The organism is Spirochaetales bacterium (assembly GCA_016930085.1).
GTDB lineage: Bacteria > Spirochaetota > Spirochaetia > SZUA-6 > JAFGRV01 > JAFGHO01.
On sequence record JAFGHO010000012.1, the window covers coordinates 1 to 19,084 of the forward strand.

Below are 19,084 nucleotides of genomic sequence, written 5' to 3' on the forward strand. Positions count from 1 at the left end.
CCCCGTTGATCGCCTGGTAGGCCTGATCGATCAACGATCTCCACTCGGACCAGGAGTAGTCGTACGGCTCGTTGAAGATTTCGATGCCGATGATGTCGCCCGACATCCCGGCCAGCGTGCGGAGGTCCTGCGTCCACTGCGATACGCTGTAGTTACAGGAGTAATCCTCACGGGTGAAGTCGTAATTGTCGCGGTCCGCGTCGACCCACGGCGGACGGTCGTCGATACGGCCCGCTCTCCAGCCGACGTAGTTGCTGCATGAGTGGATGTCCAGAAGGACGTAAATGCCTTCATTGTTCAATAAATCGATAACCGTTTCGAGCGCCAGCCGGGAGTTTTCAATCTGCACCGACTCGGCGTTCTTCAGGTACGGGGCTCGGCCCTGCGGATCGTTTGCATCGAGGGTCTGATGGACGAGGGGCACCCTGACGACGTTGAATCCCATTTGCGCGAACTCCCGGACGTCCTGTTCGTAGGTGCGGCCGCTTTCGGCCCACCACACGTTGCCCATGTACATTTCCATAGGAGCGCCGCTCGGGTTGTTCGGATCGTCGGAAGGCTCATGACGTCCTTCGAGTCCGAACCATGAACCGCCCTTGATCTGGAAGGCCTGGCCGCCCAGGGTAATCGTACCCTGATCGTTGACCCGGAACTGCTGGGCAAAAACCGGGCTTACCAGAAGCACGATAGCTCCGAGCAAGAGCAAAAACGTTTTCTTTTTACCTTTCATTTTTTAAACCTCCATTTAAATTAAAAAATAAAATTTTTTGGAATCGATAGTAAAACTTTGCATTGCTTTTTCGTTACACGTACTTGAATTTTAATTTTACTACCACTTTAAACAGGATTATATCACACCGCACATTATTCGTAAAGCATTTTCTTTTGATAGAAAATTCAACGGCCATACGCTGTTTACCGCAGAACCATATTACTTCATCGTTTATTGACACGTACCGCTTCTTTCGATTTGGGTAAAAGGCTCATTCTCCCGGGCAGGCACGCGAAACAGGGGTGCATATTTTATTACAGTCGCAATAAGCTTACATGTCTTTTATAAAACCGGTGAAGCAAGGGCCGGAAGTACCAGCCTATAAAATTAATTGAAATTGATTCTGAATCATGCTATAGTCAACTGTAATTGTGGAATAAAAAAAGAAATTGGAGCGAAAAATGAGTAAATTTTTCTCAAAAAAACCAACAATGATATTAATTTCAGCAATACTATCGTGTTTTACCGGCGTCTTTACCGTGACCGCACAGACGGTCTGTACCAACAGTGTCGGTACCCTGAACGGTTACACGTATGAATTCTGGAAAGATACCGGGGGATCGGGCTACATGACGATGGGACCCGGGGCGGCATTCAGTGTCGCGTGGAGTGATGTCAATAATATACTGGTCCGTACCGGTATGAGACCCGGTACGAAGAATGCAATGATAACCTTCGCGGCGGACTTTCATCCGGACGGGAATTCCTATCTGGGCGTTTACGGCCAGACGCGGGACCCCCATATCGAATACTATATCATCGAAAGCTGGGATTCCTGGCGTCCGCCCGGCGGTGAAGGATTAATGGGTACATTCGATTCCGATGGAGCGACCTATGACATATATCGGACCGTACGAATCTTCGATTCCATGATGGAACCTCTTCCCCAGTACTGGAGTGTACGCCGGTCGAAACGCACGAGCGGAACCATCACCGTCCGCAACCATTTTGTCGCATGGGAGGTTTTCGGAATGGATATGGGGGCGTTGTACGAAGTTTCGTTTTGCGTCGAGGGAATTCAAAGCAGCGGGACCGCCGACGTGTATGAACTCGCTTTCGGCAGCCGGGATGAAACGCCCGCCCCGACACCGGACGGAATACCCGGCGATGTGAACGGCGATGGAGCGATCGACATCCTGGACGCCCTGCTGACGGCCCTGTATTACGTCGGTCTCGATATATCTTCGACATTTATCCCGGCCAATGCCGATGTCGATAACAACGGCACAATCAACATTATGGACGCGCTTAAGATCGCCCAATACAGTGTCGGGCTTATAACTGATTTTTAAGTCCTGTTTTTTGTTCTATTTCAAACCGTGATCCCCCCGGCAAACAGGTTTACCGCTGTTGTTGATGGTTGACTGCCGGGATTAAGGCTTTTATCACCCGCACATCGGTTTTTCGGCTTATCCATGCTTTCAATCGCCGGACGGCGACATCGGTGTAGACGGAATGACACTCCTCGATGATAAACCGCTTCGGAATCGGACTTTAACAAAATTTTTATTGATTTATATATATATTTATGATAAAATGATGGCCGGACTATATGTAAAATGTTATATAATTAATAAAGAAAGGATAAAAAAATGAACAAATTAAATTTTACGGCAAAAATAGAATGTATGGTTTTCATTCTGCTTGTATGCTGCATGGGCCATGTGGTCGCGCAGTCGTGCGGGGACGTGAATTCGAGCGGAAGCATAGACATCGTGGACGCGCTTATGATCGCCCAGCATTATGTCGGTCTGAATCCGTCGAATTTCAATTCCGCTTATGCGGACGCGAACGGGAACGGCAGCATTGATATCGTGGATGCCCTTGTCGTGGCACAATATTACGTGGGACTTGTCACCTCGATAACCGGATGCAATCAGACGACCAATCCACCAACGACGACCAATCCCCCGGCGACAAATCCTCCCGCCACCAATCCCCCGACGACGACAAGCGCCCCGGGAAGCCTGGATTGTTCCACCGCGATTTTCTGGACCGCCACAGCGGCCTACGAAAACGAAGGAACGAGAGTTTTTTATAACGGCAATTTATATGAAAACAACTGGTATTCGACAAACGAGAATCCGGAGCAGCACTCGGGTGCAAATCAAGTCTGGACATTGGTCGGCGCATGCGATCCGGCCCTGACGCCGTCTCCGACACCGTCTCCCCCTCCCCCGGTAAGCTGGCAGGGAACCTCCGGTTACGCCAGCCGCTTCTGGGACTGCTGCAAGCCCCATTGCGCCTGGGCGGCGAATGTTCCTGCGGGTATGGACCCGTTAAAAACCTGTCAAATTGACGGTTATACGGAGAATCCGGATCCCGAAGCCGTCAGTTCATGTGAAGGCGGCGACTCGTACGTATGTTATAAATTCATACCATGGGCCATAGATGATGGTCTTTCCTATGGTTTTGCCGCGACAAGCAGCGGCGATGTCTGCGGTAAATGTTTTGAGATGCAGTTCACCGGAGACGGCAAATACGATCCCACCCCCGGCGCCGTGGCTCTTGAAGGAAAGAGAATGATCGTTATGGCTATCAATATCGGATATGATGTCAGCGGCGGTCAATTCGATATTCTCGTTCCCGGCGGCGGAGTCGGTGCCTTTAACGGCTGTTCGACTCAATGGGGTATATCCAACGATCAATTGGGTGCCCAATACGGCGGATTACTGTCCGCATGTAACCAGGCAGTCGGCTATTACGATCATGAGGCCATAAAAAATTGTCTCAGGGATAAAAACGATCAACTGTTCCGCGCCAAGGGATTGACTGAAATGGCCCAGGGCCTCGACTGGTTTATCGACTGGTTTGAAGCCGCCGACAATCCCATGTTGATTTTCAGGGAAGTATCCTGTCCCCAGGAATTGGTCGATATTTCAGGGATGGTACGGCCGTAACGGGAGAGGGCAAAGCCGTCTCGACCATTGAATGTACTTACATCATATAATCGATGGAAAATTGATGAGGTAATTGCACAAGTTCCGGCTTCGGCAATTACCTCTCTTTTTTTAATGACAATATTCGATTATTGCGGCCGCGGTAAAGCAGGCCTCCGAAGCCGGCGGATACCTCCTCGACCGAAGACGCGCGGCCTCCATACACCGCGCATCAAAAAACCCGGCGTTTCCCTTGTAACGTCTCTGTTTTAATTATATACTCCCGAATATAATAGTGAAGGCACGTCCGGCCGGGCTACACCGTGCTTCACGGATCCGTGTGCCGTTATACGATATGCTGCATCGAGGAGTATCCATGAATATTATTTTTAAAATTACCGGTTTGTTGCTTGTGGTTTTCATGTTCATTTTATCCGGCATTCTCGCCAATTCACCGATAACGGCCGTTTTTTATTATAAACCTTTTATTTTCGTTTTGGGGATTACCACGGCGTTTCTCTTATTATCTTATAAAAAAACGTTCAGGCTAAATGATTATATAAAATTAAGCGGGAAATACTTCATGTACGCCGGAATTTTAAGCGCCCTGCTCGGTCTATTTTATCTGTTATTTGGATATAATGAACAGATTTCTTTACAAAATATTGCGACGGGCGTTTCCACCTGCTTGTTGAATGTCATATATGGAATGACGTTGAGTCTCGTTTGCGGTGCGATAGGGGAAAAAGCCGATAACGGCTGACCTGTCCTTTGTATAAACGGCCGGCTTTTACATACATCTTGCATATCGGCGTCCGGTTTTGGCCCTTTTCTCTCAATGGGTATGTTTATACGGCAGACAGTGGAAATTATGATAAAAATCAAATCGTTATTAGTATTATTAATCATTGTTACCGGTACTCTATACTCGAACGGCCGGGATTACAAGGAATATAATATTCTCGGGACTGCCGCCGGTTCTCATTTTCCATGGCCGGAAAGACGATCCCGTTTCGTATCAACAAGCGGTGGATTTCTATGGTAAAATACTCGAATTCGACAACAATTGTATTTTTCATTCGTTCGAGTCCGGCGGTCACAATGTATGGCCGGCGTATCATGAAACAATTGGAGTCATTACGGAAGATTTCTTAATCAATACGGGATTTTTTATACAATGAATATATCGGGTAAACAGTTATCGTTAAGGGGGAATAAAATGTTTAAAAAACTATGCTTCATACTCATCGTTTTCTTTGCCGCTTCAGTTTGTTTCGGCCAGGAGCCTCCCGGCGGACTTAACGGCGGCAATGTATTGTCGTTGGTTCTGGTTATCATTATCGCCGCCTGGCTTGTGCTATTATTTCTTGGTCTTTTCAGGCTCTTTACTCAGGATAAAATAAGTAATATCGATAAAGTACTGTTATTTATATCACTGATTATTTTTCCCGTTGTCGGCAGCATCCTGATTCTGGTTTTATTGAAGAGAAAATAATCGCCGCTGCTTGTAAAGAAGAATGTATGGTCATGTGGAGATAACGGAATATTGGATTCGATCCGTCATCATCTCTATATGTGCGTCAAAGGTGCAAGGGAGTTTATCAGGAATATTCTTTTTCGGGATTATTTAAGGAATCATAAAGAGTATGTTAGTATGTATAATGAAATAAAAATGGAAATACTGAGTGAATACGGATAAGATAATCGGGAGAAGTATGTGGAAATAAAAGAATACGGATGGTTCTTTGAAGATGTCATCAATAAAAGTATCAAAGAAAACAACAGGTATGATATCGATATTTATTTTTGATAGAAAGGTCAGGGTAAAATGTTAATCAAAGCGGTTACTACCGATTACATTCACGACTGGCGGACGCCGGCAAAAGAAATGGAGCCGATATTTCAATATGAAATGGCCGGCACCGACGGCTTACAAGAATATATGAAAAAAAATTGATAATAAAGAAGCGTTTATGGCATTGGACCGGAACAATCAATTGTCATTGATGGGGATAATAGCGTTTTCGACAAAAAAGAACTGCATAACATGGTTTGGCGTATGTGAACGATACCGGAGGCGGGGGGTCGGTTCGTCATTACTTACATGCGCGATCAATCAGCTGGATCATGATAAAGAAATAAAAGTTCCGACGTTCAGGGATACACATACGCATGCACAGGCGGCCCGGGGTATTTACGCGAAGTTCGGCTTTACCGTCACGGACAATAATTTTTTTCAAGACAATCAACCCCGATGTCTGATGACGATAACGCCCGGTACATTGGGACCAAAAAAAGCAAGTTTTCATCATAATTATCAACGATATCAAAACCGGAAAAAACCCGAGTATTGCCCTGTCTGCAATAACATGGAGGGACCTGCCGATATTGTCCTTATCCACGAATTCGAGCATTCATGGCTGGAAGCTTCCATAAAGGCACAGGGCCGCCTTTGGGGCAAGTGCCTTTTGCTGTCAAAAAAACACTGCGTCGAGTTATGTGAAATGCCGAAAGCGGATCTCGATAATTCCATGGCGGATGTGCAGGTCGCCGCCGGGGCGTTAAAAAAGGTCACAATGGCTGAAAGAATCATCTATGAACTGTACGGGAATTCCATGCCCCATATGCACATGCATCTATTTCCGCGATATATCGACGACGATTTTCCCGGATCGCCGATCGGTTATTCCAGAATCGAACCGTCTCCGTATTCGGGAACCAAAGAGTTCGACGATTTTCTGAAACGAATGAGGGATGAAATAGGCAAATAAGGTGGCTGGCAACAAACAATGAATAGCGATGATAAAAAGAATTCAAAATCACCGCCTTATCCGGAAAAAAGATTCCCGGCAATCGGGGCATGCGGACTTGACTGCGGATTATGCCCGCGATATTACACCGATGGGCCGTCACGATGCCCCGGGTGCGCCGGTCCCGATTTTTCGAATAAACATCCGACATGTTCATACATAACCTGTTGCGTAAAAAGAAAGCATCACGAAGTCTGCGCCGAATGCCCGGACTTTCCCTGTTCCAAATTCAAAAGTCCTGAAGAATATCGGCTGATGAAGGAATCTTCTTCTTACCCGTCATGCAAAAAGATTATACCGAATTTGATATGTATCAAGGAACATGGTATCGATGCATTTATCGATCTTCAGAAAAAGCGGATCGAATTACTCAGGGAAATGATCGACAACTTCAATGACGGCAGATCGAAGAGTTTTTACTGCAGGGTTTCTTCCTTTTTTGATGTAGTACTCTTGAGAAATTCGATAGATAAAGCACATCGGCAAATCGAAGCGGAAACAATCGATACATCCGATATAAAAAAGCGGGCGAAAATATTAAAAAATATTCTGAACGAAATCGCTTTAAAAGAAGGAATGGAAATATAAAAATGTTATACGACAGGAAGTCCGAAATGACAAATTACGGTCATCACCGGTTCTGTGGTTTTTACGATGAACGGCAGCGAAACGACGGATATCGTCGACGCGCTTATTACTGCCCAGTATTATGTGGGACTGAATCCCCAGGGTTTCAATCCGGATGCCGCCGATGCCATCGTTAACTTTGCCATGTCCAACAGCATGAAGGTCCGCGGCTATTGCCTTGTATGGCACAATCAAACCCCGGGTTAGGTGTTACAGAATGCAAGCAAGCAGGTCCTTATAAAAAGAATGAAGAATCATATCAGCAATGTGGTTACCCATTTCAGGGGAAAAATCGACTGCTGGGACCTCGTGAACGAAGCGGTCACCGGCAACAAAAGCGACGGCAGCGACACAGGCGAGGATTTGTCCCAGATCGTTTCATGGGGATACCGCAACAGCACCCGGTATCAGATCTGCGGTGAGGACTATATTATCGAAGCCTTTCGCGCCGCAAGGGCCGCCGATCCCCAGGCCAGACTCTTCTACAATGACGACTGGAATTACCTTTCGGGAAAACGCGCCGCCATAATAACCATGATAAGGAAATTACAGGCGGAAAATCTTATTGACGGTGCCGGGCTGCAATACCACCCGAACATATCGCCGGCGCTGGAAAACCCGGACAAACAGGCCGCGCGATACGGGGATTTTTTCGAGATGTTCCGCCGGCACGGGGCCCTCATTACCAATGTCACGTTCTGGGGTATCGCGGATGAAAACACATGGCTTTCGGAGTTTGATTCTGGAAGGCCGGACTATCCACTGCTGTTCGACAGGAATCTCGAAGCCCAAACCGGCATATTATTCCGTCGTCGATTTTTGAAAAACAGATGTTTTATTGAGCAACGGGCATGACGAGACTCGAAAAAACGGATCGATCAAAAATAAAAATCTTGAACTGAAACTGTTTTCATTGATATTGGCGATACTGCCGGTCTTCCTGTTTTGCGATTTTGTTAATAGAATCCCCAAATGGACGGCTTCCTCTTCCTGGACGGAAACAAAAGGAACGGTTTTGGATCTTTCTTTCCGCGAAACAGAAGATGAGGAGAGACATATATCCTATAATGTTTATATCAAATATCAATATATAATTAATGAAAAAAAATATATCGGAGAAAATATGAATTTGGGTTCACTCCCATGGAATGTCAATGGGAAGCAAAAGCAATGGTTTATGGAACATTATAAAATCGGGAACACCGTGCCCGTTTATTTCAATCCCGATTCTTTATCGGAAGCCGTCCTCGTGAGAGGAATCGCCGGAGGTGAATATATAAAAATCATATATACCGTTTTGTTTTTGGGCATAAGTATTTTTCTGTTCATACAATCATTTGGCAACTCAAAAAAAAACCAGGCAAAGGGGCGTTTATGAGAAATCTTGTCTTCATATCCGTTATATTTTTCTTTTGTCTTTCATACACGTCTTTTCCTAAAACATGCGACTATAATATCCCTGGTGAAAAATATTAATTTATCATAACCGGCGTATTACAAGTTTTAACAAATTAACGGTGCGCCGGCAGGATCCCGCACGGTTTATCCTCGTTTCAAGGGACCACTCAATAACCGCCGCGTGAAGTTACTCCATGAAACGGCATTTCTTCTTGCAACGATTCTGTTTCGGGTATATATTCATATGCATACGCATGTGGCCGGCCCCGTATGTGTCAACATTGATCATTGTTTGTTCGCGGAAAACGGAACGTCACGCACGCGAGTACCGGCAGTTGTTTTCCTGCCATGCGGCAAAAGATATGCCCTCTTGTAAGGAGTTTTCATATGAAAAAGAAACATACCGTATTCATGGTGTTGGTGCTGTTCATGTTCTGCCTGGGCCATACATTCGCCGCATTGTGCGGCGACGTCAATTCGAGCGGGGGCGTCGACATCGTCGATGCGCTCAATATCGCCCGTTATGCCGTCGGCCTGAATCCGCAGGATTTTACCGCGGACTCAGCGGACGTGAACGGCGACGGTCAGATCAATATCGTCGACGCCCTCCGGGTGGCGCAGTTTTACGTCGGGCTCGTCTCCCGGCTTTCCTGCCCGGTCGCGACCTCACCGCCCGCTGCGACGGTCACGAAGATCATGCCGCTGGGCGATTCGATAACCGATGGTTTCGGGGTACCCGGGGGCTACCGGATCACATTGTGGAGCAGTATTCAAAACACGGGAAAGTCGATCGATTTTGTCGGTTCGCAATCGAACGGACCCGCGGAACTCGGCGACAAGGACCATGAAGGACATTCCGGCTGGCGGATCGACCAGCTCGATACCAATATCGACGGCTGGATGGATACCTACCGGCCGAAAATCGTCCTGCTCCATATAGGGACCAATGACATCGCACAGAATTATGATGTGTCGGGCGCCCCTTCCCGTTTGAGTACGTTAGTCGACAAGATCTGCAACAAACTGCCCCCGGACGGAAAAGTATATGTGGCCACCCTGATCACGCTGAGCGGCATGGATCAGAACATCAGAAGCTTTAACGCGAGTGTTCCGGGGATTGTCCGGGAAAAAGCAAACGCGGGCAAACCTGTGTATCCGGTCGAGATGTACGGCGCGCTTTCGACATCGGACCTGCAGGACGGCGTCCACCCGAACAGAACCGGTTACGACAAGATGGCGGACGTCTGGTTCAATGCCGTCAGAGGGGATTTGTAAACCGCCTGTCCGGGGCGCATCGTCGCCACTATTTCATACGGCTTCCTTCCATATTCGGACTTGTACGATGCACCGCTTTGGATGAATATCTGCCGGTCGCCGCTTTCGGTATTCTGTCCGCTTGCCGCCGTCTTTTACCTGGAGAGTCCGGTTTACCGCCGGTTCGGTATCCGGATGTTCGGTGCGTATGAGGTATATATTATCGTATCTTACGCCGTTTATATGAAAAGGAAACCATGAACAAGGAAAAAATCACATTAACGGGTGAAACGGAAACCTTGCTGGTTCCCCTTTACTGCAGATACCTGGAAAGCATGAAACCGGAACCGATTATAAAAGACGATAAGGCGGTCGAAATCGTCGATTCGATCGATTACGGCTTCGACCGCCTTGCGATTCCGAAGCAGACGTACGTCACCGTCTGTATGCGGGCGAAACAATTCGACGACTATACGGAAAGCCGGCTTGCCGATGTTCCGGACGGCATCGTCATTCATCTCGGCTGCGGCCTCGACAGCCGCTTCGACCGGATCGACAATAACCGGGTCGAATGGTATGATCTCGATGTGCCGGAGGTTATTGCATTGAGAAAACATTTTTACCTGGAAACCGGCCGGTATCACTTTATTTCATCGTCCGCCGTCGAACCCGGTTGGATTGAAAAAATAAACGCCAAAAACAAACCGGTTCTCGTTCTGGCCGAAGGATTGTTCATGTACCTGAAGGAAGAAGATATAAAATCCCTTTTTATAAGGCTTCAAAATAAATTTTCAAAAACCACGATCATTTTCGACAGTTACAGTGAACTTGCGGCAAAGGGCATCGGAGGTCATCCGTCAATCAAAAAAACCAGCGCGGTTGTTTCCTGGGGAATCAGCGACGCGAAGCGTATCGAATCATGGGGCGGTGATATACACCTGGCCGAAGAATGGTATTTTACCCAATCGGAAGAAATCCGTAAATTGGACGCGGGGTACCGGTTTGTCTTCAGGATTATGGGCATGTTTCCGGCAGCAAAAAAAGCCCATAGAATACTTGTCTTTCAACTGGGGGGCAAATGACGTACTTCCCGACAAAAGAACACAAAGACTCGGCCGACGCGGTGCTTTCCTTTTTCAAACGGTTCGACTTCATATCATCAGTCCTTTTGACCTGTTCGTGCGCCAGGGGAAAATCGGTCCCGGCCAGCTGCGTGGATATTGGCGTGCTCTTGAAACCGGACGTATACAGGCGTCACAAGGACGAACTCGAGCGGCAATGGAACGAGTTCAACACGAACAATCCGGTGATCATGAAAATGCTCGTCCACGGCAGGTTCGCCCATATGGACGTGGATATTATCACGGGCGATTACGATGATAAAAACTATTGCCACCACTGGATGTCCGGGCCGGACTCCTTTGAACTCGACATCGGCAACAATATCCGTTACAGCCTCGCATTGCACTCGAATGACGATTACTACGAGACACTGCGGCGGACATGGCTTCCGTATTACCCCGAGCACCTTCGAACGGAGCGCCTTGAGATGGTCCTCGCGTATTGCAGAAACAACATCGAGCATATCGAACCTTACGTGAAGCGGGGGTTGTATTTTCAGGCTTTCGACCGTTTTTATAACGCCTTGAGGGAATTCCTTCAGGCTCTTTTTATTCATGAAAGGACATACCCGATCTGCTATGAAAAATGGATAAAGGAACAGCTTGTTGAAATCCTGAACCTGCCCGGTCTCTACGAACGGATCGTGTCCCTGTTCGAAATCACAAGGTTTCAAAGCGATAAAATGACCGATAACGGAAATGTGCTGTATCATCTGATCGACGAGTATATTCTCTCGAAGTAACGAAAACGACAGCCGTCGATTCCATTTTCCTAAAAAACAGTGCCTTTTACGGCCGCTTTCATGGCCTTTCTGGGAATAGTGAAATGAAATGAGGATCCGCTTCCTTTTTCCGAATCCACCCAGATCCTGCCATTGTGTAATTGTATGATTTTTTTGCATATGGTCAGTCCGGCGCCCGTCCCTTCGTCGGCTCCATTATGTCCGAACCGCTGAAAAATCTCGAATATCTTTTCATGATACCGTTTCTCGATTCCCGGGCCATTATCTTTGATATAGAACTCGTAAACGGCCTTTTTTTTCACGCATCCTATTTCGATGAAGGGTTCTTCTTTGTCATTGAATTTGATGGCGTTTGAAACCAGATTGACAAACACTTCGGTAAGCCTGACGCGGTCGCAATTGATGACGGGCAGGGTCGTCTTTATTTCAATTCTGGCCTTGTTTTTCAAAATCAGGTGTTCAAGCCTTACCTGCGCTTCCTTGATGATCTTTTCCGTTTCCACCTCCGCAAGCGGCATTTTCTTTCTCCCCAGCCGTGAAATACGGAGCAAATCTTCAACGAGTTTTTGCAGCCGTTGACTGCATACCCGTATCTGATCGATATATTCATGCCCCTCACTGTCGAGTTTCTTTTTGTATTTGTTCTCCAGTACCATCGCGAGAATATCGATCGACCACAATGGTTCCTTTAAATCGTGCGAAACAATATAGGTAAAATCGTCGAGTTCTTTGTTGACCGCCTCGATTTCCCTGATATACTTTTTGAGTTCATTTTCGGATTTCATCAAATCCGTGATATCCCTGTAGATTCCCTGAACCACCTTTTTCCCGCCGATCTCTAAAAAACTCGCCTTGACCGCGACATCTTTAACCCTTCCGTTTTTTGTCACCACTTTTGTCATGATTGCTTTTCCGTGATTATCCTGCTCGTGCTCCCGGAATATCATATCGGACCCGCCCCGTCCGAGGTGTCCGGTATGGAGAATATCATGATGTTTACCGATAAGGTCCTTTCTGTCCCATTCCAAAAGCGCCGTCGCCTCCGGATTACAATCGATGATACCGCCCGTCTCAGCGTCAAAGACTATAATCGCATCCAGTGCCCGCTCAAAGAGTTTTCTGTATTTTTCTTCCGTTTTTCTCAATGTCGCCTCTATTTTTTCCCGTTCCTTTATTTCATGCCTCAGCGCGTCCCGCGACACGGTCGTTTTGCGCAGGTTTTCGACCATCCTGTTGAAACTTTCGGCAAGTTCCCCTATTTCAAAGTCCGATGTTACCTCGATCGCCGCATTCATATTCCCGCTGCTTATACTTTTTGTCGCGTCCCTCAAATCGATAATCGGTCTTGTTATTTTCCTTGAAATAAGATTCCCGGCCACAACAGCGATCAAAAAACAGACCACTATTACCAGGAATATCATGACGATCGCCATAATGATCGAGATATATGCTTCGAGAAATGGTAATTCGATGATAATCGCCCAGTTGGGTTCCTGGAGAGGAACGTATGTCGATGCCACAAGGGTATTCTGAATACCTTTCGAAATAACGGTTCTCGTTTGTACCGGTTTCCTGTATTCCATAAAATCCCGTACCGCTTTCAGATGCACCAGATTTTCTCCGCCCAGAACACGGGATGTGTCACGGTAAGCGATCAGATTACCCGCCCTGTCAATGACATAAGCGCATCCCTTTTCACCGATCTTCATTGACGCTACCAGATTCCATAGAAACTTCAGGTTTATTTCGGCGGCTAATGCCCCTTTAACATCGCCGAAAACGTCGGTCACCGGGATCGCCATAATCAAAAGCGGCTCACAGGTATTTTCATCGATCATAACCGGACTTATAAAGGTATTGCCGTTATGTAACCGTGAAAAAAACTCATTTTCCGATTGAACCGGGATATAGCCGGATGTGAAAAGGGCCAAACGGGACACCCGCAATACTTCATGCATCATTTCATCGAAAAGGACCAATTCCCTGAACGCATCCTCCCGGCCCAGAAGTTTTTTCAGGACGAGTTCCCGTTCCCGTCCGCTCCCTCCCGCCATATTCCCCAGACTCGCCGCCGTTTCCAGCACACTCATTCGTTCGTGGATGAAATTTTCCACTCTGTTCGCCGCATGACGGGCAATGAGAAGCTGCTGGCCGGCAAGGGCGTTTCGCTGGTTCTCTACATAGAAATACAGACTGAGTCCGCTCGTCACAAGGAGAACAATCGCACTCACGAGTAAAAAAGCTCCGGTTAATACCGATGTAAGACTTTTAGCCATATCGCCGTCACATGCCCTTCTTTACACTATCACGAATACCGATTGAACATCCCCCTTTATCGTATAATCTCGTCCGCCATACTCAACAGTCCCTCATCCGCCTTTAAGCCCAGACCGGTTATCACCCGGTAATTAAGCCGCAAATGCGTTTCCGGCGTCACCACCGAAATCTCGCCCGGATCAGTCCCATTGAGTATTTTTGCGGCAAGCGGGGCAGCCAGCCTGCCGACTTCAAAAAAATCGACACAATAACTGAAAACACTTCCATTGTCTACCGATGAAAGCACGCTTCCCACAAGAGGAATACGATGTTTTTCCGCAAAATCGGCGAGGACCTCCCACGCGGCATCCGATTGGGTGAAGATTTCGGGCAAAATCTGGATGGCATCGATACCGGGACCGCCCGGCGTCTCTTGCTTATTCAGATCGCGCCTTATATCTTCGACACATTCGACCGGGGATTCGATCAGTTTCACTCCCAAAACAGACGCGTGTTTTTTCAAGGCATTCAACGCGGGGGGGTTATTCGGGTATTCCGGATCATATGGAATATATATCCGCCGAATATGCGGCGCGAGTTCACAAAGGATTTCAAGCCGTTTGCACACCAGATAGGGACCGGGATAACGAACCCCGGTAATATTCCCGCCCGGCCTGCGTACGCTCTCGACAAGGCCATTCCCTTCTATTCCGGCCAGGCAAAATACCATTGGAAGTCCTTTTTTCCCGACCGATCTCTCAACGAGCATAGCCGCTTCCGCCGGAAAGGTGAAAACCAGATCGACATCTTCAATTTCATCCGGCAATGTCGCTTCCGCTCCGTTTCCCGGACGGATATCGAGGTTCAGATATTCATAGGTAATGTTCTTGCCCTCTTCGTAGCCGAGCCCGGACATCCCCGATGTGAATCCGCGTGATATATCAACGAACATATCACCGCTTGTAACAATACCCACGCGAAAGATGCTTTCCGATTTACCGGTACAGCCCCATACGAGTAGTACGCACATAACGGCAAGGCAAACGCAGAGCGGAAAGCGAACATGATTGGAATCACTTTTTTGATACCTCATACCGACACCTTTTTCAAACAAGGGTCACCATTGAGTTCACGGTTCATCTTATAACACTGTTTTCGAGCTATGATGCGTCTTTCAACCTTGTCCCGTTCTATTGTCCCTTCATTAATAGTTTAATGATATCGTCTTAAAAAATCAAATGTTTTCAAAAATGTGCGCCCGATTTGCCCGTCGATAAAGTCCGCCCGAAACCGTTTCGGGTCTTCCCGTCTGAAAAGCTTGCAAATACGCAGTCGGTATGATAAAGTTAAGACACAACGAAATAAAAGGTAAAAGACAAGGAGAGAAAAATGAAAAAACGACTCGTTACGGCAATTATCTTCATTATATGTATTTTAGCGGCCCACGGCCAGGTATACAAGGACCCGAATGCGGCCGTCTCCCAACGGGTTTCCGACCTGCTGGCAAGAATGTCGCTTGCGGAAAAAATAGGACAGATGACACAGGCCAATTTATTGAATGTTACCGCACAGGATGTTCGCAATTACCTGCTTGGTTCGGTATTGAGCGGCGGCGGGTCCGTTCCTTCAAACAATACCCCGCAGGGGTGGGCGGATACCTACGACAATCTCCAGAACGCCGCCTTGTCGACACCGCTCGGCATCCCCATCATATACGGGGTCGATGCGGTCCACGGACACAACAATGTCGGTGACGCGGTCATGTTTCCCCACAATATCGGTCTGGGCGCGGCCAACGACCCGGATCTCATGGAAAGAATCGGAGAGGTCGTTGCGCGGGAAGTCGCGGCCACCGGGGTGGATTGGACGTTCGGGCCGTGTGTGGCCGTTGTCCGTGACGAACGGTGGGGAAGGACGTATGAAGGCTTCGCCGAAGACCCGTCCATCCATGACAGACTCGTCCGGCCCTTTATTCGCGGTTTGCAGGGAACGAATATGCAGGGAGAACGGATTGTCGCCTGCGCGAAACACTTCATTGCCGACGGGGGCACCCAGGGCGGCGTCAACATGGGCGACGCCCGGATCACGGAATCCGAACTGCGGAACGTGCACCTTCCCCCCTATATCAGGGCGATCGAGGAAAACGTCGGAACGGTCATGATTTCTTTCAGCAGCTGGAACGGGACGCTCTGCCACGCAAGCACACGGCTCGTGACTGAAATACTAAAAAACGAACTCGGGTTTCAGGGGTTCGTCGTTTCGGACTGGAACGCCATCCGATATCTCTCCGGCACCTACAGCGACCAGATACGTACGTCGGTCAACGCGGGAATCGACATGTTCATGGTACCGGAAGAGGAAGACTGGCAGCCGTTTATCTCAGAGTTGACCACGCTGGTCCAAAACGGCCGGGTTTCGACGGGCAGGATCGACGACGCGGTCCGCCGTATTCTCACGGTGAAATTCAAGGCCGGATTGTTCGAACATCCCTTGACCGACAGGAGTATCATGTCGTCGTTCGGCGGTTCCGCGCACCGCCAGGTTGCCCGTGAGGCGGTACGAAAATCCCTCGTCCTCCTGAAAAACAACGGCGTGCTTCCCCTTTCAAAAAACGCGCGGCTGCTCGTCGCGGGCAGAAGCGCGGACAGCATGAGAAACCAGTGCGGCGGGTGGACATTAGGCTGGCAGGGGATGCTGCCCGGCCAGTCGCTTGAGGGAACCACGATTCTCCAGGGTATACGCGCTGCGGCGGTAAATGTCACCTACAGTTCGAACGGGTCGGGGGCTTCCGGTTATGACGCTGCAATCGTCGTCGTGGGAGAAGAACCATACGCGGAAGCGGAGGGGGACGACCAGGATCTTTCCCTTTCGCCGACGGATATCCAGTGCATCAACAATGTCGAATCGTCGGGCACCCCGTACGTGATCGTCCTTGTTTCGGGAAGACCGATGACCGTCACGTCTCACATTGAATCCTCGGACGCCTTTGTCGCTGCGTGGCTGCCCGGCACGGAAGGCGGCGGTGTCGCGGACTGCCTGTTCGGCGACCATGATTTTTCGGGAAAACTCCCGTTTTCCTGGCCGCGAAGCATGAGTCAGATCCCGGTCAATTATAACGACCCGAGCTACGACCCGTTGTATGCGTTCGGATACGGGTTGAGTCTGTCGGGGACCTCGCAGACAACCCCGCCGACCCCGCCCCCCGGTGCGGATATCGGGGATGTCAACAATGACGGAAGCGTCAATATCGTCGACGCCTTACTCGTCGCGCAATATTATGTCGGGTTGAATCCGGGGAATTTCGACACGGACAGGGCGGACGCCAATTGCAATGGTAATATCGACATCGTGGATGCGCTATTAATCGCGCAATATTACGTGGGACTTATTTCCGGGTTTTGTTGAGGCGGAGGAGGAGCATAATGGTCAATCAGGCAGTCCTGAAACCGGTATTTGTCTTTCCCGTTATCCTGCTTATATGTTCGTGTACCGGTCCGTACCGCTTCAAAACCGAAGGCGGCCTTCATCCCTCGACGGGGTACGGCGAGAATATCATCGTCCCTATTGCCGAACCCGGTGTCTACGCATTAAAGGTAACGGGAACGGGATTCGAACCCGTCCTCGTCGTCCATCCGCCCTATGAAGGGGGCGGAGAATGGGACGGTTCCCGAAACGGTGTGCTCGAGGATTCGGTGTATATCGCGCATCCGGGAAAGGCCGTGCTGCAGGTACGGACGAACCTTTCGGAAAAAACGACCGGCCTCCGGTTTTCACTCACGATGGAAAAAAGAGATGTGAGTGTGCTCGGACCGGGAGAATGGGCCGATATCGCCGCCGATAACGAAAGCTTTGCGGATGGCGTCATCTATCGAACGGTCTGGCACCTCATCGATATTCCCGAACCCGGGATCTACCATATCGATATCGAAGCCTCTTCCGCCGTCCTGGCTTCTATCATAGGCCACGAAATCTATATCTTCTCCCGTTCGCTCGAGAACGGTGAAAAGAAAATTCTCGCCGGGGAGATCGGGAAACCGGGCCGCTACGCGCTTAAATGTACCGTGTACGAACCGGCCGAGGCAAATATACGGATAATGGTTTCGGAAGGAGAGGGGGTATCATGACAACCGAAAAAAGAAGCCTTGGAAAATCGGGTGCCCGCGTCAGTCCGATGGGATTGGGCTGCTGGGCGATCGGCGGGGCGTTCTGGTCCGGGAAAAACGCCATCGGCTGGGGCACGGTGAACGATGATGAGTCGATCCGTTCGATACGGACGGCGCTCGAGCGGGGCGTCACCTTTTTCGATACCGCCGACGTGTACGGGACGGGTCACAGCGAACGCATTCTCGCCCGCGGTCTCGGAAGCGGGAGAAAGGACGTCGTGATCGCCACCAAGTTCGGCAATACCTTCGACGAAGCAGCGCGGCAGGCGACCGGTTTCGACGCATCGCCCGAATACATCAGAAGGGCCTGCGAGGCTTCGCTGAACAGGCTCGATACCGATTACATCGATCTGTACCAGTTCCACCTCAACGGGTTCGACCTCGAGGGGGCCGGCGCCGTCCGCGACACCCTCGAAGCATTGCGGGAAGAAGGGAAAATCCGGTGGTACGGGTGGAGCACCGATTTCCCCGACAGGGCACGTTTTTTCGCGGAAGGATCGGGGTGCACCGCGGTCCAGCACCAGGAGAATGTCCTCGATGATAACGCTCCGATGATCGGCCTCTGTGAGGATGTGAACCTCGCCAGTATCAACCGGGGCCCGCTTGCCATGGGGCTTTTGACCGGGAAATACACACCGGATTCCCGTCTCGCCCGCGACGATGTCCGGGGCGACAACAGTCCGGACTGGATGAAATACTTCAAAGGAGGAAGACCGAACCCGGAGTGGCTCGAAAAACTCGATGCGGTCAGGGAAATACTCACCTCGAACGGCCGCACCCTTGCCCAGGGGGCGCTCGCATGGCTGTGGGCCCGGAGTGAAAAAACGATTCCCATACCGGGTTTCAGGACAGCCGGACAGGTCGAGGAAAACATCGGGGCCATTGAAAAGGGCCCGCTTCTTCCCGGACAGATGAAGGAAATCGAGGCGCTTTTGGGGCGGACCGGGGGAAGATAAATATATATAAATTGGTATTTTATACTGACAATTAATTAAATTGTCAGTATTTCCGATTGTAATGAGTTTGTCAGTTTCTTTTATTATAACGAATTAGATGGAATA

General features: G+C 49.2%; 20 protein-coding genes. 16 read left to right on the forward strand and 4 right to left on the reverse strand.

Going from position 1 to position 19,084, the window contains the following annotated elements:
• Positions 1-730: cellulase family glycosylhydrolase (locus tag JW881_01520; protein MBN1696166.1), on the reverse strand; the 730-nt coding region annotated here is incomplete at its 3' end.
• A gap of 443 nt (positions 731-1,173) precedes the next feature.
• Here JW881_01520 and JW881_01525 point away from each other — a divergent pair.
• The 3 genes from JW881_01525 to JW881_01535 all read left to right on the forward strand — a co-directional run bounded on the left by JW881_01525 (position 1,174) and on the right by JW881_01535 (position 4,414).
• Positions 1,174-2,064, forward strand: coding sequence for a glycoside hydrolase family 11 protein (locus JW881_01525; GenBank protein MBN1696167.1), 891 nt, complete (start codon positions 1,174-1,176; stop codon positions 2,062-2,064).
• 300 nt (positions 2,065-2,364) lie between these two features.
• Positions 2,365-3,672 (forward strand): hypothetical protein, encoded by a 1,308-nt coding sequence (locus tag JW881_01530; protein ID MBN1696168.1) that lies wholly within the window; start codon positions 2,365-2,367, stop codon positions 3,670-3,672.
• Between the two features lie 355 nt (positions 3,673-4,027).
• Positions 4,028-4,414 carry a hypothetical protein gene (locus JW881_01535; protein ID MBN1696169.1) on the forward strand — a complete coding sequence of 129 codons (387 nt, stop codon included), beginning with the start codon at positions 4,028-4,030 and terminating at the stop codon, positions 4,412-4,414.
• 148 nt (positions 4,415-4,562) lie between these two features.
• On the opposite strand, the gene JW881_01540 is transcribed toward JW881_01535, so the two are convergent.
• Positions 4,563-4,730: a hypothetical protein gene (locus tag JW881_01540; protein MBN1696170.1), complete on the reverse strand. Its 168-nt coding sequence runs from the start codon at positions 4,728-4,730 to the stop codon at positions 4,563-4,565.
• A gap of 140 nt (positions 4,731-4,870) precedes the next feature.
• On the opposite strand from JW881_01540, the gene JW881_01545 reads away from it, so the two are divergent.
• From JW881_01545 to JW881_01590, 10 genes are all read left to right on the forward strand, one after another.
• On the forward strand, positions 4,871-5,146 hold the full coding sequence (locus tag JW881_01545) for a hypothetical protein (protein ID MBN1696171.1): 276 nt from the start codon (positions 4,871-4,873) through the stop codon (positions 5,144-5,146).
• 51 nt (positions 5,147-5,197) lie between these two features.
• Positions 5,198-5,350, forward strand: a complete 153-nt coding sequence (locus tag JW881_01550) for a GrpB family protein (GenBank protein MBN1696172.1) — start codon at positions 5,198-5,200, stop codon at positions 5,348-5,350.
• Positions 5,351-5,624: 274 nt separating this feature from the next.
• Complete coding sequence (locus JW881_01555; GenBank protein MBN1696173.1) at positions 5,625-6,422, forward strand: GNAT family N-acetyltransferase; 798 nt, start codon at positions 5,625-5,627, stop codon at positions 6,420-6,422.
• An 18-nt stretch (positions 6,423-6,440) separates the two neighbouring features.
• Positions 6,441-7,049, forward strand: a complete 609-nt coding sequence (locus JW881_01560) for a DUF3795 domain-containing protein (GenBank protein ID MBN1696174.1) — start codon at positions 6,441-6,443, stop codon at positions 7,047-7,049.
• Positions 7,050-7,115: 66 nt separating this feature from the next.
• A complete protein-coding gene (locus JW881_01565; protein ID MBN1696175.1) occupies positions 7,116-7,295 on the forward strand; it encodes an endo-1,4-beta-xylanase in 180 nt (59 codons plus the stop codon).
• Between the two features lie 39 nt (positions 7,296-7,334).
• On the forward strand, positions 7,335-7,943 hold the full coding sequence (locus JW881_01570) for an endo-1,4-beta-xylanase (protein MBN1696176.1): 609 nt from the start codon (positions 7,335-7,337) through the stop codon (positions 7,941-7,943).
• Entirely contained in the window at positions 7,927-8,466 is a 540-nt protein-coding gene (locus JW881_01575) for a DUF3592 domain-containing protein (GenBank protein ID MBN1696177.1), read from the forward strand. The genes JW881_01570 and JW881_01575 overlap by 17 nt, the downstream gene beginning before the upstream one ends.
• A 407-nt stretch (positions 8,467-8,873) precedes the next feature.
• On the forward strand, positions 8,874-9,761 hold the full coding sequence (locus tag JW881_01580) for a hypothetical protein (protein MBN1696178.1): 888 nt from the start codon (positions 8,874-8,876) through the stop codon (positions 9,759-9,761).
• Between the two features lie 236 nt (positions 9,762-9,997).
• Positions 9,998-10,822, forward strand: coding sequence for a class I SAM-dependent methyltransferase (locus JW881_01585; GenBank protein MBN1696179.1), 825 nt, complete (start codon positions 9,998-10,000; stop codon positions 10,820-10,822).
• Positions 10,819-11,604 (forward strand): hypothetical protein, encoded by a 786-nt coding sequence (locus JW881_01590; GenBank protein ID MBN1696180.1) that lies wholly within the window; start codon positions 10,819-10,821, stop codon positions 11,602-11,604. Before JW881_01585 ends, JW881_01590 begins: the two co-directional genes overlap by 4 nt.
• Before the next feature lie 29 nt (positions 11,605-11,633).
• On the opposite strand, the gene JW881_01595 is transcribed toward JW881_01590, so the two are convergent.
• Positions 11,634-13,835 carry a PAS domain S-box protein gene (locus JW881_01595; protein MBN1696181.1) on the reverse strand — a complete coding sequence of 734 codons (2,202 nt, stop codon included), beginning with the start codon at positions 13,833-13,835 and terminating at the stop codon, positions 11,634-11,636.
• A 101-nt stretch (positions 13,836-13,936) separates the two neighbouring features.
• Positions 13,937-14,953 carry an ABC transporter substrate-binding protein gene (locus JW881_01600; GenBank protein MBN1696182.1) on the reverse strand — a complete coding sequence of 339 codons (1,017 nt, stop codon included), beginning with the start codon at positions 14,951-14,953 and terminating at the stop codon, positions 13,937-13,939.
• 296 nt (positions 14,954-15,249) lie between these two features.
• Between JW881_01600 and JW881_01605 the strand changes: the two genes are divergently transcribed.
• The 3 genes from JW881_01605 to JW881_01615 are packed head-to-tail and all read left to right on the forward strand — an operon-like array spanning position 15,250 to position 18,979.
• Entirely contained in the window at positions 15,250-17,265 is a 2,016-nt protein-coding gene (locus tag JW881_01605) for a glycoside hydrolase family 3 C-terminal domain-containing protein (protein ID MBN1696183.1), read from the forward strand.
• Positions 17,266-17,282: 17 nt separating this feature from the next.
• Positions 17,283-17,984, forward strand: a complete 702-nt coding sequence (locus JW881_01610) for a hypothetical protein (protein ID MBN1696184.1) — start codon at positions 17,283-17,285, stop codon at positions 17,982-17,984.
• Positions 17,981-18,979, forward strand: a complete 999-nt coding sequence (locus tag JW881_01615; protein MBN1696185.1) for an aldo/keto reductase — start codon at positions 17,981-17,983, stop codon at positions 18,977-18,979. Before JW881_01610 ends, JW881_01615 begins: the two co-directional genes overlap by 4 nt.
• The last annotated feature ends 105 nt before the right edge of the window (positions 18,980-19,084 follow it).